Origin of the sequence: Roseovarius sp. M141 (genome assembly GCF_024355225.1) — a bacterium.
Classification (GTDB): domain Bacteria; phylum Pseudomonadota; class Alphaproteobacteria; order Rhodobacterales; family Rhodobacteraceae; genus Roseovarius.
On sequence record NZ_VCNH01000008.1, the window covers coordinates 374,983 to 397,542 of the forward strand.

General features: G+C 61.6%; 22 protein-coding genes. 15 read left to right on the top strand and 7 right to left on the bottom strand.

From position 1 onward, the window contains the following. Window positions 1-260: 260 nt before the first annotated feature. The 3 genes from FGD77_RS05880 (at window position 261) to FGD77_RS05890 (ending at window position 3,355) form a co-directional block, all read left to right on the top strand. The gene (locus tag FGD77_RS05880; protein WP_255007366.1) at window positions 261-1,403 is read left to right on the top strand and encodes an OmpP1/FadL family transporter; all 1,143 of its coding nucleotides are present in this window, start codon (window positions 261-263) and stop codon (window positions 1,401-1,403) included. 343 nt (window positions 1,404-1,746) lie between these two features. Beyond that, on the top strand, window positions 1,747-2,166 hold the full coding sequence (locus tag FGD77_RS05885) for a hypothetical protein (RefSeq protein ID WP_255007367.1): 420 nt from the start codon (window positions 1,747-1,749) through the stop codon (window positions 2,164-2,166). Then, window positions 2,159-3,355 (top strand): HlyD family secretion protein, encoded by a 1,197-nt coding sequence (locus FGD77_RS05890; protein ID WP_255007368.1) that lies wholly within the window; start codon window positions 2,159-2,161, stop codon window positions 3,353-3,355. The genes FGD77_RS05885 and FGD77_RS05890 overlap by 8 nt, the downstream gene beginning before the upstream one ends. A 305-nt stretch (window positions 3,356-3,660) precedes the next feature. Here the strand turns inward: FGD77_RS05890 and FGD77_RS05895 are convergent, their stop codons facing one another. Together FGD77_RS05895 and FGD77_RS05900 are read right to left on the bottom strand one after the other, a co-directional pair. Next, entirely contained in the window at window positions 3,661-4,578 is a 918-nt protein-coding gene (locus tag FGD77_RS05895; RefSeq protein WP_255007369.1) for a dimethylarginine dimethylaminohydrolase family protein, read from the bottom strand. A gap of 13 nt (window positions 4,579-4,591) precedes the next feature. Continuing rightward, window positions 4,592-6,172, bottom strand: a complete 1,581-nt coding sequence (locus tag FGD77_RS05900; RefSeq protein WP_255007370.1) for an amidohydrolase — start codon at window positions 6,170-6,172, stop codon at window positions 4,592-4,594. Between the two features lie 121 nt (window positions 6,173-6,293). Between FGD77_RS05900 and FGD77_RS05905 the strand changes: the two genes are divergently transcribed. The 9 genes from FGD77_RS05905 (at window position 6,294) to arsH (ending at window position 13,852) form a co-directional block, all read left to right on the top strand. Further along, window positions 6,294-7,184 carry a LysR substrate-binding domain-containing protein gene (locus FGD77_RS05905; RefSeq protein WP_255007371.1) on the top strand — a complete coding sequence of 297 codons (891 nt, stop codon included), beginning with the start codon at window positions 6,294-6,296 and terminating at the stop codon, window positions 7,182-7,184. Window positions 7,185-7,284: 100 nt separating this feature from the next. Further along, the gene (locus FGD77_RS05910; RefSeq protein ID WP_255007373.1) at window positions 7,285-8,352 is read left to right on the top strand and encodes an ABC transporter ATP-binding protein; all 1,068 of its coding nucleotides are present in this window, start codon (window positions 7,285-7,287) and stop codon (window positions 8,350-8,352) included. 44 nt (window positions 8,353-8,396) lie between these two features. After that, the gene (locus tag FGD77_RS05915) at window positions 8,397-9,518 is read left to right on the top strand and encodes an ABC transporter substrate-binding protein (RefSeq protein ID WP_255007384.1); all 1,122 of its coding nucleotides are present in this window, start codon (window positions 8,397-8,399) and stop codon (window positions 9,516-9,518) included. Between the two features lie 61 nt (window positions 9,519-9,579). Continuing rightward, window positions 9,580-10,398 carry an ABC transporter permease gene (locus FGD77_RS05920; protein ID WP_255007387.1) on the top strand — a complete coding sequence of 273 codons (819 nt, stop codon included), beginning with the start codon at window positions 9,580-9,582 and terminating at the stop codon, window positions 10,396-10,398. Continuing rightward, the gene (locus FGD77_RS05925; RefSeq protein WP_255007390.1) at window positions 10,395-11,204 is read left to right on the top strand and encodes an ABC transporter permease; all 810 of its coding nucleotides are present in this window, start codon (window positions 10,395-10,397) and stop codon (window positions 11,202-11,204) included. Before FGD77_RS05920 ends, FGD77_RS05925 begins: the two co-directional genes overlap by 4 nt. Before the next feature lie 85 nt (window positions 11,205-11,289). Then, window positions 11,290-11,619: a helix-turn-helix transcriptional regulator gene (locus FGD77_RS05930; RefSeq protein WP_255007398.1), complete on the top strand. Its 330-nt coding sequence runs from the start codon at window positions 11,290-11,292 to the stop codon at window positions 11,617-11,619. A 43-nt stretch (window positions 11,620-11,662) separates the two neighbouring features. Continuing rightward, window positions 11,663-12,730 carry an ACR3 family arsenite efflux transporter gene (gene arsB, locus FGD77_RS05935; protein ID WP_255007399.1) on the top strand — a complete coding sequence of 356 codons (1,068 nt, stop codon included), beginning with the start codon at window positions 11,663-11,665 and terminating at the stop codon, window positions 12,728-12,730. After that, the gene (arsC, locus tag FGD77_RS05940; protein ID WP_255007400.1) at window positions 12,727-13,149 is read left to right on the top strand and encodes an arsenate reductase (glutaredoxin); all 423 of its coding nucleotides are present in this window, start codon (window positions 12,727-12,729) and stop codon (window positions 13,147-13,149) included. The genes arsB and arsC overlap by 4 nt, the downstream gene beginning before the upstream one ends. Further along, entirely contained in the window at window positions 13,142-13,852 is a 711-nt protein-coding gene (gene arsH, locus FGD77_RS05945; RefSeq protein WP_255007406.1) for an arsenical resistance protein ArsH, read from the top strand. The genes arsC and arsH overlap by 8 nt, the downstream gene beginning before the upstream one ends. A gap of 73 nt (window positions 13,853-13,925) precedes the next feature. Here arsH and FGD77_RS05950 read toward each other — a convergent pair whose 3' ends face one another. Further along, complete coding sequence (locus FGD77_RS05950; RefSeq protein WP_255007408.1) at window positions 13,926-14,807, bottom strand: LysR substrate-binding domain-containing protein; 882 nt, start codon at window positions 14,805-14,807, stop codon at window positions 13,926-13,928. A 98-nt stretch (window positions 14,808-14,905) separates the two neighbouring features. On the opposite strand from FGD77_RS05950, the gene FGD77_RS05955 reads away from it, so the two are divergent. Beyond that, the gene (locus tag FGD77_RS05955) at window positions 14,906-15,610 is read left to right on the top strand and encodes an SDR family oxidoreductase (RefSeq protein ID WP_255007410.1); all 705 of its coding nucleotides are present in this window, start codon (window positions 14,906-14,908) and stop codon (window positions 15,608-15,610) included. Window positions 15,611-15,687: 77 nt separating this feature from the next. Here FGD77_RS05955 and FGD77_RS05960 read toward each other — a convergent pair whose 3' ends face one another. The 4 genes from FGD77_RS05960 to FGD77_RS05975 are packed head-to-tail and all read right to left on the bottom strand — an operon-like array spanning window position 15,688 to window position 20,205. After that, window positions 15,688-17,034 carry an FAD-binding oxidoreductase gene (locus FGD77_RS05960; RefSeq protein WP_255007413.1) on the bottom strand — a complete coding sequence of 449 codons (1,347 nt, stop codon included), beginning with the start codon at window positions 17,032-17,034 and terminating at the stop codon, window positions 15,688-15,690. Next, the gene (locus FGD77_RS05965) at window positions 17,031-18,527 is read right to left on the bottom strand and encodes an aldehyde dehydrogenase (RefSeq protein ID WP_255007414.1); all 1,497 of its coding nucleotides are present in this window, start codon (window positions 18,525-18,527) and stop codon (window positions 17,031-17,033) included. Before FGD77_RS05965 ends, FGD77_RS05960 begins: the two co-directional genes overlap by 4 nt. Continuing rightward, a complete protein-coding gene (locus tag FGD77_RS05970; RefSeq protein ID WP_255007416.1) occupies window positions 18,524-19,435 on the bottom strand; it encodes a dihydrodipicolinate synthase family protein in 912 nt (303 codons plus the stop codon). The genes FGD77_RS05965 and FGD77_RS05970 overlap by 4 nt, the downstream gene beginning before the upstream one ends. After that, the gene (locus tag FGD77_RS05975) at window positions 19,432-20,205 is read right to left on the bottom strand and encodes a GntR family transcriptional regulator (RefSeq protein WP_255007418.1); all 774 of its coding nucleotides are present in this window, start codon (window positions 20,203-20,205) and stop codon (window positions 19,432-19,434) included. Before FGD77_RS05975 ends, FGD77_RS05970 begins: the two co-directional genes overlap by 4 nt. 237 nt (window positions 20,206-20,442) lie before the next feature. Here FGD77_RS05975 and FGD77_RS05980 point away from each other — a divergent pair, with 237 nt between their 5' ends. Both FGD77_RS05980 and FGD77_RS05985 read left to right on the top strand, forming a co-directional pair. Continuing rightward, entirely contained in the window at window positions 20,443-21,993 is a 1,551-nt protein-coding gene (locus tag FGD77_RS05980; protein ID WP_255007420.1) for a phosphatidylserine/phosphatidylglycerophosphate/cardiolipin synthase family protein, read from the top strand. A gap of 34 nt (window positions 21,994-22,027) precedes the next feature. Beyond that, window positions 22,028-22,549, top strand: coding sequence for an HdeD family acid-resistance protein (locus FGD77_RS05985; protein ID WP_255007422.1), 522 nt, complete (start codon window positions 22,028-22,030; stop codon window positions 22,547-22,549). The last annotated feature ends 11 nt before the right edge of the window (window positions 22,550-22,560 follow it).

A 22,560-nucleotide genomic window follows, 5' to 3' on the forward strand; every position in this document is an offset into this window, starting at 1 on the left:
TGCAGGGTCGCCCGGCACCTTCGGCAATAGTCATCACTCCCGTTCAGAATGCAGAAGCGGTCCCAACAGGGCAGGCTGTCGCAGAGCAGTCCAGACTCCACCGCCGGTCTGGTCCTTACCGGGGTGCCATTTGGGCGCCCCGGCGCCTTTTTAGACACGAATGCAACAACGACAGCCCCTAAATGGGCATCGACGACATCAAGTCTACCTAGGACTTGAAATGCTGGTATAAGTCTCAAGGTGACATCGGGAAAATACAAATGGGCCGCAACAAACGCTGCCGGAGAAACATCAGAATGAAATATACTTGTCTTTCGGTCGGACTCGCGTTGGCTACTTTTGCGACAACCGCAACGGCTGGCAACCTTGATCGTAACAAGACCCCGATCGACATCATTTTCGAAAGCGGCAACCGTGCAGAGCTTTCATTTGGGTACGTCAGCCCCAGCGTCTCAGGCACGGATACATTGGGCAATGCGACCGGCAACGTTGGAAATGCGTTTGGGCTCGCCAGTGGCGCGCTCAAGCTGCAGTTCAGCAAGGGCTTTTCCCTGGCAGCGATCTATGATCAGCCTTACGGCACCGACATCGAATATTCAGGAGACCCGGCGTCAACCCAACTCGGGGGCACGGCTGCAACGGCCGAAACGGACGCGCTGACGGTGATGCTGCGGTACGATGTCAGCGACAGAATCATGGTTTACGGCGGCCCGCGCGTCGTTAGCGCAAAGGGCAACATAAGCCCTTCGGGTTTGGCGCTTGGACCGCTTGATGGTTACAACCTGCGCCTCTCACCCAATCAAGGCATCGGATATGTGGTGGGCGCAGCCTATGCGATACCCGAAACCGCCTTTCGCGTCGCGCTCACTTATCATTCCGCTGTTAATCTGGAATTGCCGTCTACTGAAACTTTTCCCGGCGGTGCACCTGTTGCAATCGGACCGACCAAATTAACGCTGCCTCAATCTGCGAAATTGCAGATCCAGTCATTGATTGCCGGTAACAATCTGGCCTTTGGAAGCATACGCTGGTCGGATTGGAGAACATTTGAGATCGATCCGCCGAGCGCCACCCCGAACCTTGCCGAGACGAGCGATGCCTGGACCTATGAAATCGGAATCGCCCGTCAGTTCACCGAAAAATTCTCGGCGAGCCTCGCCTTTAGTTACGAACGCCGGGTGGACAACACCCCGATCTCACCCCTTGCACCGACGGGGGGATATCAAAGCCTCTCGCTGGGTGGAAAATACCAGATAACGGATGCGGTCACCTTCTCAACCGGCATCCAGTATTACTGGCTGGGCGATGCATTGGTCCGAACCGGCCCGTCAAACACTGTGCAGGCCAGCTTTCGCAACAATGAAGCGATTGGTGTGGGTGCTAAGATTGGTGTGAGTTTCTGAGAAAAACGACGGCAGAACTGGGCGTCCAGACGTCCCGCAGAAATAATGCGGCCCGGTCAGGGTGACCGATGCCTGGCGCGCTATCGAGATAATCCTGATGTTATGAAGCGAATGCTCTATCCAGCAGCCCGCGCTCACATCCAGAACGGCCACAGCTACGCCTGTGCGGGCCAAAGCCGCGGCGCAACGGATCGGCCAATCCGGTAAAAATCTTTCTGCGCATTCTGCGGGATTCCCGTATGATTTGCATGGCAGGTATTTCTGATTCTATGATCAAAGATAGATTTTATTCGCTTGAAGATATATACGCATACCCTCAAGCTTCTTTTGGAGAAACCCAATTATGGCGGTTGATGACGGCACGGGGCATGCGCTCCCTTCTTGGTTTGTGGCTCCAGATAACGCGGATATATTGGCGTGGGTATCTTTGGCCATTCTCGCCCTGGCGTTATACGGGATTGTGACGCTCTATGCCGCTTTCGACCGCTGGGCCGAACACAAGTCAAAGGGAACGCCGCTGGCCAAGACCATCCCGACGCTGCTGGCCATTGCCTTGCTCTACGAAATTTTCCCCTTGGGGCATTTCAACGTGCTTCTGCCGCTCAGCGCAATCTTGATTGCCTTGATGGCAGATTGGTCGCGATTCCATGCCTTGGGGAGCGATCACATCGAACATGAAACTGACGTTCTGATCGTGACAAGCGGGCCGCCTTCGCCGGGCGGCGATGGGCCAAATGAAGCGCAGGAGATCAAGAATGCTTGAGCTTCTCCTGACGTCTTTCCCCGTCATCATCCGTTACTTCCAGTTGAAACGCCGCAACGAGGCCATGACTGTCTGGAACATGCGAACGGCCGTGTTTCTCTGGGCCGGTCTTGCCACCTGCCTGTTTGTCCTGATTTTCTACTTTCATCCGAAATCCTATTCCGGGCTGGTGCCGTTCCGAACTGTTTCGGTCGTCGCTCAGACCAGCGGGCCGGTGATCGAGCTGCCGATCAGAAACGGACAGAGGGTGTCCGCCGGGGATCTGTTGTTTCGCATAGAGGACCACACCCAGAAAGCCAAGTTGAAGCAGGCCGAGGCCGAATTGGGCAAGATTACCGCCGCCGAGACCAAGTCTGCCGACACGCTGAAGGTCGCAGAGGCAAGCGTGCTCGAAGCGCAGGCATCACTCGACAAGCTGAAAGTCGATCTGGATAATGCGCAAACGCTTTATGGCCGGAACGTCGGCACGCAGGATGCTGTCAGAGAATTGGAAGCCTCTGTCGCCGTTGCCACGGCCGAACTGTCAGCGACTCAGGCGCAGGTCAATTTAGCTCAAACGGATATTTCACAGACCCTTCCCGCCCAGCGCGCAGTGGCCGAAGCAGCCGTGGGGAGCGCCAGGACCGCGCTGGATCGAACCGAAGTACGTTCCTTCACGGATGGTGTCGTGACCCAACTGGTCATGAGCAAGGGCAGCCCCGCATCACAGCTGATCCTGAGCCCGGCGATGATAATCATCCCTGACCGGCCAAAGGACACTCCGATCAGAATCATCGCGGGCTTCTCTCAGATTGCGCGCGCCACGATTTACGAGGGTATGCCTGCGGAAATCGCCTGTGACAGCAATGCAGGTTTGTCGTTTCACAATGCGGTCCTCCCCGCGAAGGTGGTCTTTGTTCAGCCCGCGGTGGCTGCGGGTCAGATTGTACCGGGCGGTCAGTTGCTGGAGCCGAGCTTGAGAACCGCGCGCGGCTCCATGGTGGTCTTCTTCGAACTTGAGCACCCTGAACACCAGAAAATCATGCTGGATGGCAGCGGATGTCTGATACAGACCTATACCAACAACATCGACGGGACGGCGGGCCATATCATTGCGGCAACAGGCGTCATCAAGGCCGTCGGTCTGCGCCTGAAGGTGTGGGGTGCCGTGATTTCCGGTATCGGGCTTGCAGGCGGAGGGGGGCATTGATCAGGCTGAGGAAATCTCTGCCTTTTTGCCCTGCCTATACGCGCAAGCCTTTCACCAGTTGCAGCACTGGGCCGGCCATCGGGACCGCGTTGATGTCCACCCGGTCGTGATCCGGGCTTCCCGACGAAAACTGACCCACATTTAGGGTATGTTTCCGGGGGCAATTGGTCGGGATTGTTCCCGTTTGCCGACAAAAGAAAAGCCGCCGGGTTTTCGCCGGCGGCTGGTTCGCTAACGTCGGTTGCGGGAGGGCGACTCGCACTCAGCCACGCCATCTGGCGTGGCTCGGGAAGCGATCACCACCCTCAACCGCGATCCAGCGCCTGCGCCATGCAGTGAATGCCGCCGCCGGTTTTCGAGATCTCGGCCGTATCGATCGCCGCCACCTCGAAACCGCGCGCACGCAGAGCCTCGACCAGCGTGGTCGAGGCCTTCGGCGCGATCACCTTGCCATTGCCAAGGCTCATCACGTTGCAGCCCAGATTCATCGTATCGCGAAACGGCACGTCGATGATCTCGTGTCCCTTGCCCTTGATCCACTCGACGATCCAAGGGTCGGTGCAGTCCAGGCACACCGCCGTCAGTTTTTCCGCGATGGGCACGACCATCAGGTCGATATGCACGTAATATTCATCGATAAAGGCCAGCTTGACCTCCCAGCCTTCATCCTCGAACCACCCGGCAACCTGCCGTGCGCCGGCCTCATTGGTGCGCGCGCCGCCGCAGCCGATCAGGACGACACCTTCCTCGATCACGTTGAAGTCGCCACCCTCGAACGTGCCGGCGCTCACCATGTCGTAGATCGGGATGCCGAGGTTTTCATAGGTGCGGATCGCCGCGTAATTCTCGCCCCGGCGCCACCACTGGGACATCGCGGTGATGATCGCGCCATAGGGTGTCATCACCGAGGAATCGCGCGCATAGACCTGCATCGGCAACTCTGGCTGGGCCTCGTGCATCTGCACCTTGACGCCGAAATGTTCGTAGGCCGCGACCATTTCGGCGTGCTGGGATTGCGCGACCTGGATTTTGCAGGGATTTTCGCGCAGATGTTTGCTGGACAGGCTCGATGTCGAGAGATGCCGCAGATGCGCGGGCGAGCCGAGCAGGACCTTGCTGAGCTTGTCCGTCTCATTGGGCAGGCGCCAGTTTTTCATCGGCTGGGTGCCGCCGCCACTCTTGCGGCGTTGCAGGGTGAATTCGCTTAGGGTCTTGTCGAGCATTCCATGTCTCCTTTCAGGCGTCCGGCATGGCGGAGGGAATCCACCAGTCGCGGCCGCGCGGGGTGTCGATATATTCCGGCCAGCGGAAATGAATGGGCGGGTCGTAATCACACAGCGGCGGCAGCCATTTGTCGCCGCCGATCCCGCCGCCGGTTCGGTCCTTGAACTCCTCCATCGCCGCATCGCGCGCGCCCCTGTCCTCGAGCAGGCGCAGCGCCGACAGGGCGCAGACACGCGCCGCCGTGCGGACCATCGGATCAATCGTCGCCGGAATCCCGCCGAGCGCGTTCATCACCCAGTTCGGATAGGGTGCGCCGTTCGATTTCAGCGCCGGGCGCGCGATGTAGAATCGGGCCAGCGGGGCGTGCCAGCTCATGTCGGTATAATCGTCAGAGGTGCTGTTCAGCTGGCTGGGCGGCAGATCGCGGCGCAGGATCGCTTCGGCGTCCTGCGGGGCGATCAGGCGGCTCATCTCGTCGATGAATGGCTCTGCCATAGGGGGTTGCGCCAGGTTTTGCTGAATCTCCTGCGCGACCCTGACCGCATCCGCGCCCCATTGCGGCGCACCGGCAGCTTGCAATGCGTCCCAGACGACATTCGCCATCGCGTGGTTCGCCAGACCGGGGCGCGACTTGCAGACCCAGTGCCGCTCCCACCGGCAGCCGGTCATCGCGGCCACCGCCTCGGCGTTGCGATCCAGCGCGGCTGTCAGCTGCTCGGCCATCTCGACGGTCGGCGTGCGCATCATGTATTGCAGCTCGGCCAGACCGGCAGGCTGGTTGTCGGCGGTGGCCTGCCCGGCGGTCAGAATCGCCTCGGAGATCGACCAGCCGCCCTGATGCGGCAGCATGGATTCGCGCAGCGCCTTGGACAGGGAATACATCTGCACCAGCGCCTCGGAGGCGCCCGGCGCGCGGATGGCGCTATGGGATTGCGGGATCGGCGCGCCATCGCCCGCGCCCCACGTCTCGGGGGCATCACAGACAAAGCGGTAGATCATCGAATAGGCCGCGCCGCAGTGGGTATCCCAGCGCACCGTGTTGCACATCGGCAGCATGTAGAACGGGTGGAACGACAGAATCGCCGCCAGCCCGTCATAATACCCCTTGGCGGCATGAATCGGCTTTGACCCGCGCACCTTCTCCGCAGGCTCGCCGGTGAATCGCAGGCCGCCCCTGATGCCCTTGGCCTCCATCGCGGCCTTTGTCGCCAGCAAGCCGCCAAGCGCGCCGATGCCCAGCCCGGAATGCGGATCGGTATGGCCGCCCGCCTGATAGCCCAGCCCCTTTCGCGGCGCGCGGTGAGTCGCGGCGGCCTGACAATTGCCCGGAATCGCGTCATATTCGCCATACATGCCGATGATCGGTCCATCGCCGTTCGACCATTCGGCGCAGAAGGCCGTGGGCATTCCGCCCGACCCTTCCTCGACCGTAAACCCCTCGGCGCGTAGCCGTTTCACATACCATTCAGCCGAGCGGTATTCGCGCCACGCGGTTTCGCCATAGCCGAAAATGATGCTGCACCAGTCCGAAAGCTCGGGCATGCGGGCATCGATAATGCCAAGGGCGTGGCTCTGCGCGTCATTCAATGTCATCGGCGTCCTCCTGAGTGCAGAGTTAGCCAGCGCAGCGGCCCGCTTCATAGTGAAACCTTTTGCTTGCATCGGCAAAATTTACTCACCTAACTGGTTAAAATAGTCCTGATCGGAGCCCGCCATGTCCCGCATCCCGTCGACCCAGGCCCTGCGCGCGCTGGAATGTTTCGCGCGGCACGGCACCGTCTGGGGCGCCGCGGACGAGCTGAACCTGACCCGCAGCGCGGTCAGCCACCAGCTGCGCCTGCTGGAACGCGACCTTGGCTTTGCGCTGTTTAACCGGGTCGGCACGCGGATCGAGCTGACGCCGCGCGGGCGCGCCTATGCCGCCGATGTGCGCAGCGCGCTGTCGGTCATCGCCGGATCGGCGGCGCGCAACGCCGGCCATGGCCTGTCGGGGCAGTTGACGGTCAGTTGCACGCCGGGCTTTGCCGCCTTTTGGCTGGCCCCCCGAATCGGCGAATTTCGCGCGATTTGCCCCGATGTCGATCTGCATATCGTCACGCCACGTCGGCTTGATGATGTGTCCAATCCCGATGTTGACCTCTTCATTACCTTCGGCGACGGCACCATGCAGGGGCTCGAGGTCGAGCTGTTGCAGGAGGTCGATTTCGCCCCCTTGGTTAGCCCCGTTCTGGCAAACCGTCTTGGCGGTGTGAAAACGCCACAGGATCTGCTGCGCACGGACCTTCTGCATCTGGGCGACAACGCCGACTGGCGCCGCTGGATGAAAGCGGCCGGATTGCCGCAGGCCGCCGCCGACAAGGGGCCGGTCTTTGCCGACATGAACCTGGTCTATGCCGCCACGATCGCCGGACAGGGCGTGTCGATGGGCGACATATTCATCTGCAACGGCGCGATGGATACCGGGCAGCTGATCCGCGTGACCGATATCCAGATAAAATCACCCGGCTCGTACTATCTGGGTATCCCGACGCAAAAACAGGGGCTGGAGCCGGCCCGCGCCTTTCGCAGCTGGATCATCGGCGCATTGCCCCAGCGCAACAGATAGGATGCCCTTCGGCAAATCAAATTTGCCAAAGGAGATAAAACAATTCGTTTGCCCCGGCGCGCCGCGCGCCTCTACGCTCAAACCTCAAAGGGGGTGTGCAATGACGCAGAAAACCCGTGCCGCCGAGATCGGCGTTCAGGGCATCGGCAAGGACTTTGGCGACTTCACCGCGCTGAGTGACATCTCGCTGACCATCGGGCGGGGCGAATTTCTGACGCTGCTCGGCCCGTCCGGATCGGGCAAGACGACGTTCCTGATGGTCCTGGCCGGATTCGAAGAGGCGACGCGCGGCAGCATGACGCTGGACGGTGCGCCGATGACTGACGTGCCTGCCGAAAAGCGCGGGTTCGGCATGGTGTTTCAGGGCTATGCCCTGTTCCCGCACATGACGGTCGAGCAGAACATCGCCTTCCCGCTCAAGGTGCAAAGACGCAGCGCGCAGCAGATAAAGGCGCGCGTGTCCGAGATTGTCGAGATGGTCGGCCTGGGCGGTCATGGCCACAAGCGCCCCACCGCGCTGTCGGGCGGGCAACAGCAGCGCGTCGCCTTGGCGCGCGCGCTGGCCTGCGAGCCACCGGTAATGCTGCTGGACGAGCCGTTCTCGGCCTTGGACAAGAACCTGCGCGGCCAGATGCAGGACGAGGTGCGCCGCCTGCACCGCGAGACGGGGACCACCTTTGTCTTTGTCACCCACGACCAGTCCGAGGCACTGGCGCTATCATCGCGCGTCGCCATTTTCGAGCGCGGCAGATTGCAACAACTGGCCCCCCCGCGCGAGATTTACGAGCGACCCGAGAACCGTTTTGTCGCGGAGTTTCTGGGCGATATCAACCTGCTGCCGCTGACGGGCCTGAGCCGCGACGGCGATATGCAGGTGGGCCATTTTGGCGGACGCACCCTGCGCGCGGCGGGCCATGCGGACGGCGATACGCTGGCCGTTCGGCCCGAATACATGGCCCTCGGAACCGCCGCGCCCGATACCGGCAACGCGATCCCCGCCACCGTAACCGACCTGACATATCTGGGCGCCGACACGCGCATCGATCTCAGCGGTCCCGAGGGCTGCGCGATCATTCTGACGCATCCCACCGACAAACTGCCCGAGGGTCTGGCCCCCGGCAGCAACATCTGGGCCAGCTGGCCCGAGCAAAAGGGATTCCTGCTGTAAAACGGGAACCACCAATAATCACTGCCAACATGGGAAAAATAACAATGAAACCGACCGATACATTCACCGACGACCAGCTGGAGCTGCTGGCCGACAAGGCCCGTCAGGGCAAGATCAGCCGCCGCAAGTTCACCCAATTGGGCGCGGCGCTTTTGGGCAGCGCCGCGCTGGCCTCGCGCGGGATGCCCGCGCTGGCCGCTGACGGGCAGCTTGTCTTTGTCAGCTGGGGTGGAGACGCCGTCGATGCCTATGACGACGCCTATGGCAAACCGTTCGAGGAGGCGACAGGCATCCGCGTGCGTCAGGACGGCTCCGGACCGACCGAGGGCGCGATTCAGGCCCAGTTCGAGAGCGGCAATCCCACGTGGGACATCGTCGATGCCGACGCTTTCTCGGCCGAATCACTGGGCAAGAAGGGCATGATCGAACCGATCGATTACGATGTCGTCGACAAGTCCAAGATGCGCGACGGATTTGGCTGGGAATACTCCGCCTCCAGCTATTTCTTCAGCTACGTCATCGCCTATGACGCCACGAAATTCGGGGACAACCCACCGACCTCGATGGCTGATTTCTTTGACACCGAGCAATTTCCCGGCAAGCGGGCGATGTATAAGTGGGGCACCGGTGTGTGGGAAGCGCTGCTGATGGGCGACGGGGTGGCGCAGGCCGATCTCTACCCGCTGGATCTGGAGCGCGCGCACAACAAGCTGAGGGATTTCAAACAGCATGTCATCAGCTTCTGGGGCAACGGCGCCGAAAGCCAGACCCTGATGCTGAACGGCGAGGCGTCGATGGCGCTGATCTGGTCCACCCGCGCCCGCCTGCTGGATCAGGACACCGATGGCGACGTGAAATTCATCTGGCAGGACGGTGTCATCTCGCCGGGTGCGATGGCGGTGATCAAGGGCAATCCGGGCGGCAGTGACGCGGCAATGAAATTCATCGCCTCTGCGCAGGACCCAGAAAAGCAGCTGGTGATGTTCGACATGCTGTCCCAAGGCCCCGCAAACCCCGCCACCGACGATCTGATCCCCGAAGACGAGCGCCGCTTCAACCCGGTCGCGCCCGATAATTACGCACAGCAGGTCGCGTTGGACGTCGCGTGGTACGAGGAAAACTACGGCGACGCGCTGAACGAATATCTCGCCATCGTTTCGGCCTGACAGCCAATGTCCGATACCGCCCCGGCCCCTGCCGGGGCGGCCCCGCTGTGATAGGATGCCCATGACCAATATCCGCCCCATGATCCTGCTGGCGCCGCTGCTGATGTTCCTTTCGCTGGCCTATATGCTGCCCTTCGCAGGCGTCATCGGCTGGAGCGTGACCATCCCGGAACCGGGCTTGCAGAACTATGCGGCGGCGCTGACGGATCCGCTGATCCTGTCGGTCTTTTGGCGGACCTTGCGCATCTGCGCGGTGGTCACGGCGATCTCGGTCGCGATGGGCTATCTGCTGTCGCTCCTGTGGGTGCGCGGCACGCCATTGGTGCGCACGCTGACCGAGCTTTGCATCCTCATCCCGTTCTGGATTTCCGTGCTGACCCGCGCCTTTGGGTGGCTGGCACTGCTGTCCAGTCGCGGCCTGCTGAACGGCTGGCTCGAGGGGCTGGGCATCATCGATGACCCCTTGCGCCTTGTGCGCAACGAATTTGGCGTGATCGTCGGCATGGTGCATTTCATGATCCCCTTCGCGGTGTTTCCGCTGGCCTCGGCCATGCGCAACGTGGACGAGCGTGTGCTGCTGGCCGCGCGCGGCATGGGTGCCAGCCGCACGCGCACCTTCTGGCAGGTATTCGTCCCGATGACGGCGGCGGGCATCATGGGCGCGGCGCTGCTGGTGTTCGTCTTTGCCATCGGGTTCTTCATCACGCCCGCCATCCTGGGCGGCGGGCGCAGCGTGATGGTGGCCGAAATGATCTATCTGCGCATTTTCCAAAGCCCCGACTGGGGGCTGGCGGCGGCGGTCAGCGTGATCCTGATGGTCGCGATCTCGGCCCTGCTGGCGCTGCTGCTGAAACAGCTTAGCCCCAAGGACGCCAAATGATCCGCCTGCGCCCCGGCCTGCTGGCCACGATCCTGGCCGTTCTTATTGGCATCTTCATGCTGCTGCCGCTGCTGTCGGTGGTCCCGGTGTCGTTTACGCCCAAGCGGTTCCTGTCGATCCCCGAGGGCGCGCTGTCGTTGCGCCATTACCGCACCCTGATCGAGGACCGCGAGTGGATCGAGGGGATCTGGCTGTCGCTGCGCGTGGGTGTTCTGTCAGCCACCTTCGCCACGGCGCTGGCCACGTTCTTCAGCCTTGGCATCTGGATGTTCCGGCCCCGCTTTGCCGGCCTGTTGATGGGGATTGCCCTGCTGCCGATGGTCGCGCCGCCGGTCGTGTCGGCGCTGACGCTCTATTTCTTTCTCATCACATTGACCAAGTTCAACGGCGTCGTCGCCTATGACACGCTTTTGGGCGTGGCGCTGGCCCATTCGGTGATGATCCTGCCCTTCGCCGTGGTGCTGGTCAGCGTGTCGCTGGCGCAGGTGGACCGGCGGATGGACCTTGCCGCGCGGGCAATGGGGGCCTCGCTGGCAACCCGCGTCTTCAAGGTGATCCTGCCCAATATCAAGTTCGGCGTGATCGCGTCCTTCTTCCTGACCTTCGTGCTGTCATGGGAGGAGATCGCAGTGACCATCTTCATCACCTCGGTCGACGCCGTCACCCTACCCCGCCTGATGTGGCAGGGCCTGCGCGACAATATCGACCCCGCCATCGCCGCGATATCCGTGATCCTGATCCTGATCGTAGCAACGGTGGTGATCGCCCGTTCAGCGGTGACCGCGATAAGAAACCGTGGCGCCTGAGCGCCGCCGCCCCTGACCGCCTGATGCAGCCCGCTCGCGATTTTCGGGCTTGACGCAGCCTCGTAATATCTAGAACTCTGGATATATGGATAAGAATCACGCTCTCGATGCCTTTGCGGCTCTCAGCCAACCCACCCGTCTCGACGTGTTCCGCCTGCTGATCAAGGCCGCAGAAGCGGGCATGTCGGCTGGGGACATCAGCGATACCCTAGGGGTTCGCCAGAACACGATGTCGGCCAACCTGTCGATTCTGGCCCGCTCCGGCCTGATCCGCAGCGCGCGCGAAGGCCGCAGCATCCGCTATTTCGCCGACATGCACGGCTTGCGCGGCCTGCTTGCTTTTCTGATGGAGGATTGCTGCGGTGGGCGCCCCGAGCTGTGCCAGCCCATCCTGGATGAACTGGCCTGTGTATGAACGCTGCCAAACCTGACGGAACTCCAACCCGCGAAAGACAGACATGACAGATACAGTAACTCCCGCTGCCGCAGGTCTGGGACCCTTTGAACGCTGGCTTTCCGTCTGGGTGGCGCTTGCCATAGGTGCAGGGCTGTTGCTTGGAAACCTGTTTCCGGGCCTGTTTGCGGCCCTTGCCGCGTTAGAGGTCGCGTCGGTCAATCTGCCGGTGGCGCTGCTGATCTGGGCGATGGTCTATCCGATGATGGTCGGCGTAGATTTCGGCGCGCTGCGGCAGGTCGGTGACAAACCCAAGGGGCTGGTCGTGACGCTGGTGGTGAACTGGCTGATCAAACCCTTCACGATGGCGGCCCTCGGCGTGCTGTTTTTCGAATATGTCTTTGCAGGTTTGATCCCGCCCGATGACGCACAGGCCTACCTCGCCGGGGTCATCCTGCTGGGCGCGGCGCCCTGCACCGCGATGGTGTTCGTCTGGTCGAACCTGACGCGCGGCGACGCCACCTATACGCTGGTGCAGGTCAGCGTGAACGATGTCGTCATGGTCTTTGCCTTCGCGCCCATCGTAGCCTTCCTGCTGGGGGTGACGGATATCGTCGTGCCGTGGGATACGCTGCTGCTGTCGGTGGGCCTCTATGTCATGCTGCCGTTGCTGGCCGGGTATCTGACCCGCCGCACCCTTGTGCGCAGCGGCGGCGAGGCGGCCGTGGATACGTTCAAGACCCGCGTGCAGCCTTTCTCGATTTTCGGGCTGCTGGTGACGGTGGTGCTGCTCTTCGGGTTTCAGGGCGAGGTCATCCTTGAGCGTCCGCTGGTCATCGCGCTGATTGCCGTCCCCCTGCTGATCCAGTCCTACGGTATATTCTTTGTGGCCTATGGCGCCGCGCGGGCATGGGGCATCCCGTCCAATGTCGCGGCCCCCTGCGCCCTGATCGGCACGTCGAACTTCTTCGAGCTGGCCGTCGCCGTCGCGATCAGCCTCTTTGGGCTGGGGTCGGGGGCAGCCCTTGCGACGGTCGTCGGCGTCCTCGTCGAGGTGCCGGTGATGCTGTCCCTCGTTGCCTTCGCCAACAGAACAAAGCACTGGTTTCCATCGGCAAAGGACGCAGCATGAGCATCGTCATCCACCACAACCCCGACTGCGGCACCTCGCGCAACGTGCTGGCGATCATCGAGGCTTCGGGCGCGGCGCCGGTGGTCATCGACTATCTCGAAACCGGCTGGACCCGTCCGCAGCTTCTGGCCCTGTTCGCGGCTGCCGGGCTGACGCCCCGCACCGCCCTGCGCACGACGAAATCCCCGGCAGAGGCGTTGGGGCTGCTCGCCCCCTGCGTCAGCGACGAGACGCTGCTGTCGGCGATGCTGGAACACCCGGTTTTGGTCAATCGCCCCATCGTCTGCGCGCCCAAGGGCGTCCGGCTCTGCCGCCCGAGCGAGGCGGTATTGGATCTTCTTGACCGTCTGCCCCCCGGCCCGATGGTCAAAGAGGACGGCACGCCACTGATCGACACGGAGGGAAACCGCGTTGGCTGATACTGCGAACATCCAAGACCGGCATTTCCACGCGATCGACACCGATCGTCTGTTGCCGCCCGAACGGGCGCCACACGCCCCGCGCATCCTGTTGCTCTACGGCTCGCTCAGGGACCGCTCGTTCAGTCGGTTGATGACCGAAGAAGCGGCCCGCATCCTGACGCGGTTCGGGGCCGAGACACGCACCTTTTGCCCCTCGGGCCTTCCCCTTCCGGACGACGCAGGCGCCGATCATCCCAAGGTGCAGGAGCTGCGTGATCTGGTCACATGGTCCGAAGGCATGGTCTGGTGTTCGCCCGAGCGGCATGGCGCCATGACCGGCATCATGAAAACGCAGATCGACTGGATCCCGCTATCGCTCGGCGGTGTGCGCCCGACGCAGGGCAAGACGCTGGCCGTCATGCAGGTCAGCGGCGGCTCGCAGAGCTTCAACGCGGTCAACCAGCTGCGCATCCTCGGGCGCTGGATGCGTCTGCTGACCATTCCGAACCAGTCCTCGACGCCCAAGGCGTTTCTGGAGTTCGACGATAACGGCCGCATGAAGCCCTCGCCGTTCTACGACAGGGTGGTTGATGTCATGGAGGAGTTGATGAAGTTCACGATGCTCACCCGCGACAATAAGGCCTACCTCCTGGACCGCTACAGCGAGCGCAAGGAAAGCGCTGCCGACCTGTCCGAAAGGGTCAACCAGAACGCGATATGACAGGGGCACCCGGCATTACGTCAATCAATCCGGGCCTTTTCCGCCTCCGCGCAACCGGGCCATAACGCGACAGCTACGCCTCAGATGCGGCTTTTGCGGCGAACCATTCAATGACAGCCCGCAGTGATGACGGGTCGCGCCTCGCTCCGCGCAGGGACAGCAAATAGAAATCATGTTCACCGCGCAGCATCTCGGGGGCAACCTGCACCAGATGATTTGCGGCAATGTCGCGTTTTGCGAGGAAACTGCTGACGAGGGCCACCCCCTGACCCGAAAGCGCGGCGTCAATGGCGAGGGCGGTCTGGTTCAAACGCAACCCGTGGCCTCCGCGATCCTCCAGCTTCATATTTTTCAGAAACGCCGACCATAGATCGTGGGAATCGTGCAGCTTGGGCAGGCATGACAGCGCTTCCGGGTCGAGCGGCACGCAGTGCCCCGCAACAAGCGAGGGGGCCGCCACGGCGATGATCTCCTGACGGAAAAGGCGGACCGCCTCCAGCGCAGCGCCGAACGGCGGATGCCCCTGGCGGATGGCCAGATCGATCCCGTCACTGTGAAAACTCGATACCTTTTCCGTGGCGAGGATGCGCAGGTCGATCTCGGGATGTGCGGTCGAAAAATCCGGCAGGTTCGGGATCAGCCACTTTGCGGCAAAGGTCGGCGTGACGCTGACCACGACCTTGCCCGGCTCGGGGCGCAAGGTTTCCGTGGCGGCCCGTAATTCCTCAAATGCCGTGGCGATACGCGCATGATAGCTGCGCCCCGATGGCGTGAACGCCAGCCCCTTCGGCATCCTTTCGAACAGCGCAATCCCTAGATGCGCCTCAAGCTGCCGCACCTGCTGCGCGACGGCTCCTTGGGTCACGCCCAGATCATCCGCGGCGGCGCGAAAGTTCAGATGACGGCCAGCCACGTCAAAGGCCCGCAACGCGTTGAGGGGCGGAATCTGGTTCATCTGACAATAGTAATCCTACTGTCAGACAACATCAATTCTGACGCGAAATTCGCGCTCAGTCGCAGTATATAAGACACATGGATATGAGGGAGACTACAATGTCTGTAGAAAAAGTAGCACTTATCACCGCTGGCGGCAGCGGATTGGGCGCCGATGCGGCCCGCAGGTTGGCGGCAGACGGTTTTCGCGTCGGGATCCTGTCGTCGTCCGGCAAAGGCGAGGCGCTGGGCAAGGAACTGGGTGGATTTGGCGTCACAGGGTCGAACCGCTCGACCGACGATCTTGCCGCCTTGGTGCAGGGCGCGACGGATCGCTGGGGCCGTGTCGATGTGCTGATCAACTCGGCCGGGCATGGCCCCAAAGGGCCTGTGCTGGACATTTCGGATGACGATTGGCACGTGGGAATGGAAGCCTATCTGCTGAACGTCATTCGCCCCACACGGCTGGTAACGCCGCTGATGCAGGCACAGGGGGGCGGTACGATCATCAATATTTCGACCTTTGCGACTTTCGAACCAGACCCGCTTTTTCCAACCTCCGGCGTGTTTCGTGCGGGCCTTGCTGCGTTCACCAAGCTTTATGCGGACAAATACGCGGCCGAGAATCTTCGCATGAACAATGTCCTGCCGGGATTCATCGACAGCCTCCCCGAAACCGAAGACCGCCGCGCGCGTATCCCGATGGGGCGCTACGGCCGGGCCGAGGAAGTGTCGTCCCTGATCTCATGGCTGGCGTCCGAGGGGGCCACCTACATGACCGGCCAGAACCTGCGGATCGACGGCGGATTGACCCGCGCCGTCTGATAGTGCCGGGACGGCGCCCGTGGCCGGGCGCCGTCCGCCGGATTACCCACGCCGCAGGACCCGCTGCTTTGGGGGCGTCACTCTTGACCGGCGCGCCATTCCTTCCAGCGCAGATAGGCGTTCGCGCCAATCTCGGCGAAGGGCGCGGGCGGCAGCTTTGACGGCGCCGCCTCGTGCGCGAAATGCCGGGTGATCGAGCTTTCCATATCGCTGGCCAGTTCGGCGGCGGCGATGCCCGTAAGCGTTCCGCGCACCGTTCCCAGACCATTCTGACAGCACGCCGCAAAAATCCCGTCGTCCAGCCGGCGCATGACCGAAACGCCATTGCGGCTGAGACACAGATGACCGGCCCAGCTGTAGTCCATGCGCGCACCCGCCAGCGCGGGAAAGCGGCTGGCAAATTTTTGGTGGTGGACCCGCTTCGCACGTTTCAGCGCCGCCTCGCTTGCCTCCATACCCGGCAGGAAGCTGGCGCAGGTGCGGGTGATGATCCGGTTTCCGCCTTGCGCAGTGTCGATCCGGCGCATCGTCGTGCCCATTGGATCTGACGGCGTGACCCCCCATCGCGGCGCCCCACCAAGCGATTTCAGCGCCGCTACATCCAATTCGGCAGTCATCGACGCAAAAAGAAAGATGTGCATCAGCCGCCGCGTCTCAAACCCGAAACTTTCCAGATGTCCGTTATTGGCCAGAATCACCTTTGCCGCCGTCACGTGGCCCCGCTGCGTTGTCAGCATCCAATCCGGCCCGGTGCGACGGATTTCGGTAACCGGGGCGTTCTCGAATATGCGCACCCCGTCGCGACGCAGTCCCCTGGCGCAAGACCGGATGTAGCCCGCGGGCTGGATCATTACCGTTCCGGGGGTATAGAGGCCCGATACATAGTGCCGACTGCCGGTCAACTCATGCATGGCCGTCGCGTCCAGCATCTCGCTGGACTCGCCAAGGTCGGCGAGATGTTTGGCATAGCTGCGGTTGTGGTCATCCCCTTTGACACTGGCAGCGCCGTTGACCTTGCCGACCGGATCGAAGAACGCCGTGTCGATGCCATAATCTGCGACCGCCGCGCCGGAAAATGCGATGGCGGCGCGATTCAGGGTAATGACCTCGCGGTCACTTTCGCAGCCCTGCCCGGCGTAGTCGTCGGACGACAGATCATGCGGCAGGTCGATCATGAAACCGGAATTGCGCCCGGAGGCCCCTTCCGCCAGGCGCCCGGCCTCCAACACCACGATCCGCGCACCCGGGTTGATCTGGGCAAGGCGCCGCGCCGCCGACGCCCCGGCAAACCCGCCGCCCACAATGGCAAAATCAGCCGTCAGGGACTCTATCATCAGATCAGGCGCATCGGCGACCGGCAGTATGGCGTTCCACGCCGCCGGTCCGCGATGTACAGGCAGCCGCCGCGCGGAATAGGCGGTCACGATACCGCCTCATCCTCGTCGTCGCTCAGATCCACCCAGATCGTCTTGAGCTGGGTGTACTGGTCATGGGCGTGGATGCCATTGTCACGCCCGCCAAAACCCGAGGCCTTGAACCCGCCAAACGGGGTGGTGATGTCGCCCTCGCCAAAGCTGTTCACACTGACGGTCCCGGCCCGGATCGCCCGCGCGCCGCGGATCGCCCTCTTGACGTTGGACGTAAAGATCGAGGCGGCCAGCCCATATTCCGTGTTGTTGGCCAGCTCGATCGCCTCGTCGAAATTCTCGACGGTGAGAACGGATAGCACTGGCCCGAAGATCTCTTCGCACGCTTGCGGCGCATCGCGGCTGACCTCAAGAATGGTCGGCTCGACAAAGCCATCCTTGGCCCCGCCGCCCATCAGAACCTGCGGCCCGTCCGTCAGATACGACGCCACCTTCTCAAAATGAGCCTGCGACACCAGCGCGCCAACCCGGTTGACCGGATCAAGCGGGTCGCCCATCGGCCATTCACGGGTATGCGCAAAGATGCGCGCAAGAAGCGCGTCCTTCACGCCCTTTTCCACGATAAGACGCGAGGTGGCCGAGCAATTCTCGCCCATGTTCCAGAACGCGCCGTTGACGATATGCGCCGCCACGCGGTCAAGGTTTTCGGCATCCGCCAGCACGACGGCGGGGTTCTTGCCCCCCATCTCCAGTGTAACTTCCTTGAGGTTGGAATCAGCGGCATACTGCAGGAAGCGTCGCCCCGTCTCGGTCGAGCCGGTAAAGGAAATCATGTCGACATCCATGTGGCGGCCCAAGGGTTCGCCCACGTCCGGCCCGGTTCCCGGCACAACGTTGAACACGCCTGCTGGCACGCCCGCCTCCATCGCCAGTTCAGCGATGCGCAAGGCCGTCAGCGACGTCTCCTCGGCGGGTTTCACGATGACCGAACAGCCCGAGGCAAGCGCGGGACCGATCTTCCACGCCAGCATCAGCAGCGGGAAGTTCCACGGCAGCACCAGACCGACAACGCCCACGGGTTCGCGGACGATCATCGCGATGTGGTTATCCGAGGCGGGCGCGGCCTGATCATAGATCTTGTCGATCAGCTCCGCGTGCCAGATCAGGCAGTTGATCGCTTCGGGGATATCGACGGTTTCGCAATCATAGATCGTCTTGCCGGAATCGAGGCTCTCCATCACGGCGAGTTCGCGCGCATTGCGCTGCATCAGTTTTGCCAGCCGGATCAGTGCGGTCTTGCGTTCGGAGGGATGCAGCCGCGACCAGCGACCATCCTCAAAGGCATCGCGGGCCTTGGCGACCGCGTAATCCACATCATCAGTGCCGCAGGCTGCGACCTTGGCAATGACCTTGCCGGTCGCGGGGTTGATGCTATCGAAGGTCGCCCCGGAAATCGCGGGGCGAAAGGTGCCGTCGATGAACGCCTGCGTCGGCGGCTGGATAGCTGCAGCGATCGCCTTGTATTCGTCGGTTGTCAGAAGGTCGCTCATGCCGATGTCTCCGCTTCGATGTCCGCGATTGTCCTTTTCAGCACCCGAACCACCTGTTCCAACTGTCGTTTGTCATCCTTGTTCAGCCCCTTCAGCGGCGGGCGCGACGGCCCGGCGTGGAAGCCGTTCATCTCGCTGCCATGTTTGATGCATTGGACGAATTTCCCCCCCTGTTCGAGAACGCGCATCAGCGGCAGCAGGGCCGACATGATGCGACGTCCCTTGTCGAAATCACGCTCGATGACGCAGGCGCGATACAGCGCCAGATGCTCGCCCGGCAGGAAATTCGAGCCGCCGCAGACCCAGCCGCGCGCGCCCCAGGCAAAGAACTCCAACGCCTGATCGTCCATGCCGCAGGCCATCTGTATGTGCGGATAATCCCGCGCCAGCAGGTGAACGCGGTTGATGTCGCCCGAGCTTTCCTTGATTGCCACGAAATTGCGCGACCGCCCGACGCGGTCCAGAAATTCCTCGCCCATGTTGATGCCCATGCGTCCGGGGTAGTTATACAGCATGACCGGCAAATCTGCGGCCCGATCAATGGCAAGCGCGTTCAACGCGTTTTCCTGCTCGGTCGGGACAGCATAGGGAGGCGAGCCGATCAGGATCGCATCCGCGCCTATTTCGGCGGCACATTCGCCCATCTGGATCGAATCCTCCAGGCGGATCGCAACGGTGCCGACAATCAACGGCACCCGCTTGCCGATGATCTCCTTGGCCAGTTTCGCCATCTCGACACGCTCTTCCATCGACTGGGCGTAATATTCCCCGGTCGAACCACCATTGATGATCCCGTGAACGCCCGACGCAATCAGATGCTCGATCAGCGCGGCAAAACCGTCGCGGTCAATCGCGCCATCGTCGTGGTGCGGGGTGATAGCGGGGGTGTAGATGCCTTCGAATTTCATGTGGCTCCTTCCAAGGTGGCACTGCCCGGCAAGCGACCAAGCGGAATATCGATACTGGGAGGCATCACGAAGCTTTCTATCTCCGTGCGCGACAGATCCCAATGTGCAACGGCAAGGGCGGCGGCAGCGTCGGCATTGCCAGCCTCGATCAGCGCGATGAATTCGTCATGATGGTCAGCGGCGATGGCGCGCTGCTCGGCCATCGCCCCGTGGCGCGGGTTGTAGAACGTCATTGCGATGCGCGTGTGGTCGATAAGCAGTCGGCGCTGGCTTGGCATCAGGAATTCGTTGTCGGCAATTTCGCCGATCATCGCATGGAACTGCATGTTCAGCAGCGCCCGCCCCTCGACATCGCCGCTGCGGATCTCGTGGCGGAACCGGGACTGGACGTCCTTGAGCCGCGTGATCTGCGCCTCGGTCGCATTTTGCGCTGCCAACCGGGTGACGGCGGCGTAAATCATCGGCGCGGCAATGAGGAAGTTGCGCAACGTCTTGTGGGTCATCGGCGCAACCTGCGCACCCCGGTTTTCCGTGAGGATGGCATAGCCTTCGCCAGCCAGCTGGCGCAGCACCTCGCGCAGCGGTGGGCGCGAGATTTCATAGAATTCGGCCAGCGTCGTCTCGTCCAGATTGCTGCCCGGCTCCAGATTCTGGGTCAGGATGCGGCGCTTGATGTCCTCGGCGCACCTGTTCTTTCTGGTCTTGCTGTCTGCCGCCATATACCGCCTCGCACCGTCGCCGGATGGCCGACTGTCGTTTTGCGTGTCCATCGAAGGTCGATATAATTCATATTGTCTACAATGTAAATGACAAACCTGAGGGCTATGTTACCCAAACCCCGCTGATGGTTTTGGCCCCCTTGGCCAGCAAGATGGCACGCGCCAGTGGCAGAGGATGCCCGGTGTAGGTCCATTGAGGGCGCCGACGCCCCAACCTTGATCAATATGGCTGACTTTCTCATTGCCGAGGGGGTATGGTGCATGGAAGTTCAATGCGATGGCGGTAAAATGAAACGTTTTATGGAATTCTTGATCGCCATCATCGTGATCGCCGCAATCGCTGTAGTCGTGGCGAGATTGGTCTTTCCGCTGCCTGACATCTCCCAGCGCGAGGCCAGCACGGCCATACCCGCTGAACCGGAAACGCCGCTTGGGCAAATGATGGCGGCCGGGGCGGATCGGCATCCCGGCACCTCAGGCGTTATTCCCCTGCGGGATGGTCATGATGCGCTGGCCAGCCGGTTGGATCTCGTCACGTTGGCAGAGCAGTCGATCGATGCCCAATACTATATCTGGCATGACGATGTGTCGGGCATTTTGCTTCTGGACGCGTTGCGGGATGCGGCGCAACGCGGCGTGCGGGTACGGCTGTTGCTGGATGACAACGGCGTGCCGGGGCTTGATCCCTTCCTGGCGGCCCTGAATGCGCAGGATAATTTTGAGATAAGGTTGTTCAACCCGTCTACGGTTCGATCGCCCAAGCTGGCCGGGTATGCGTTTGATTTCCCGCGCATGAACCGGCGGATGCACAACAAATCCTTAATCGCCGACGGGGCCGCCGCGATAATCGGGGGGCGCAATATCGGGGACGAATATTTTCAGGTCGGCAACGGTGTTTTCTACGTCGACATGGATGTTCTGGCGACGGGCAAGGTCGTGGCGCAAACGGCTGCGGTGTTCGATGATTACTGGAACAGTGTTTCGGTATTTTCCGTCGAGAGTATCATCGATGGCATCGGCGACCTTGCGGCGTTCGAAGCGCGCGTTGCAGAAATCGCCGCCAGCCCGGAGGCCAAGGCATTTTTGGGCGACGCGAACAACAGCGCCGCCAGATACGCAAAGGGCGCGGCCCAGATCGAGTGGACCGACGTCCAGCTTGTCGCCGATGATCCCGCCAAGGGGCAAGGCATCGCCACAACCGATCAGCTGATGATCACGCAATTGGGCGGGATTTTGGGCAAAGTCACCCGGCGGCTGGATCTGGTATCGGCCTATTTCGTACCGGGGGAGGAGGGCGTCGCCTATTTCAGCAATCTTGCCCGTTCCGGAATCGACGTGCGCATTTTGACCAACGCACTGAACACCACGGACGTGCTGATGGTGCATGCAGGATACAGCAAGTACCGGCGCGCGTTGCTTGAGGCCGGGGTGAAGCTCTACGAGTTGAAATTGCGCGGGGATATGACGCAGGAAGCCGACCTCCAGATCAAACCCCTGGGATTGTCGGGGGCCAGCCTGCACGCCAAGACATTTGCGATTGACGACAGCCGCATTTTCATCGGCTCCTTTAATTTCGATCCGCGTTCGGCCATGTTGAATTGCGAAATGGGGTTTCTGATTGACAGCCCGACGCTGGCAAAACGCGTGAGTGAAGGGTTTTCCGGTCCATTGGCCGAAGTGAGCTATCAGCCTGAACTGACCCCGGAAAACAAGATGGTCTGGAAAGAACCCCTGAGCGATCGTAAAATCCTGATCTATCAGGAAGAACCGGGGGCAACGTGGTTTGAACAGATCGCCATCGTCGTGATAGGATTTCTCCCGGTGGAGTGGTTACTCTAAAATGGGCTGTGCCCAAAAAAAGAAAGATAGATCGATGAAAAACTGGTTTTTGTGGCTGATTATCGGTGTGATTTCGTTGCTTGGTGGTTTATTCGCGCTCGCCAATCCGCTTGCGGCCTCATTGACTGCGGTGGTGCTGACGGGGTGGATATTCATGGTCGTGGGCGTGCTGACATTCATGTCGGCGTTTGGCGATCGGGGCTGGGGCGGGCGAATTTTTGCGCTTCTTCTCGGTGTTCTGCTGGTGATAATGGGGAGCAATCTGGTGGGCGAGCCGCTGCGCGGAATGATCTCGCTGACCTATTTTGTTGCCGTGATGTTCGTGCTGACCGGCATATTCCGCCTGCTGCTTGGCCTTGGCAGCGTGATCGCGCAGTTTCGCTGGGCGATGGTCATTTCCGGCGCAATATCCATCGTCCTGGGAGTGATGATATTCTCTAATATCCCACAATCGGCGACGGTCGTGCTTGGCGTGTTCCTGGCGATCGAGCTTATCTTGAACGGTGTCTCGCTGATTGTGCTGGCGCTGAGCCGTAAAACCGAAGCTGTCGGGTGAATGGAGGCTGG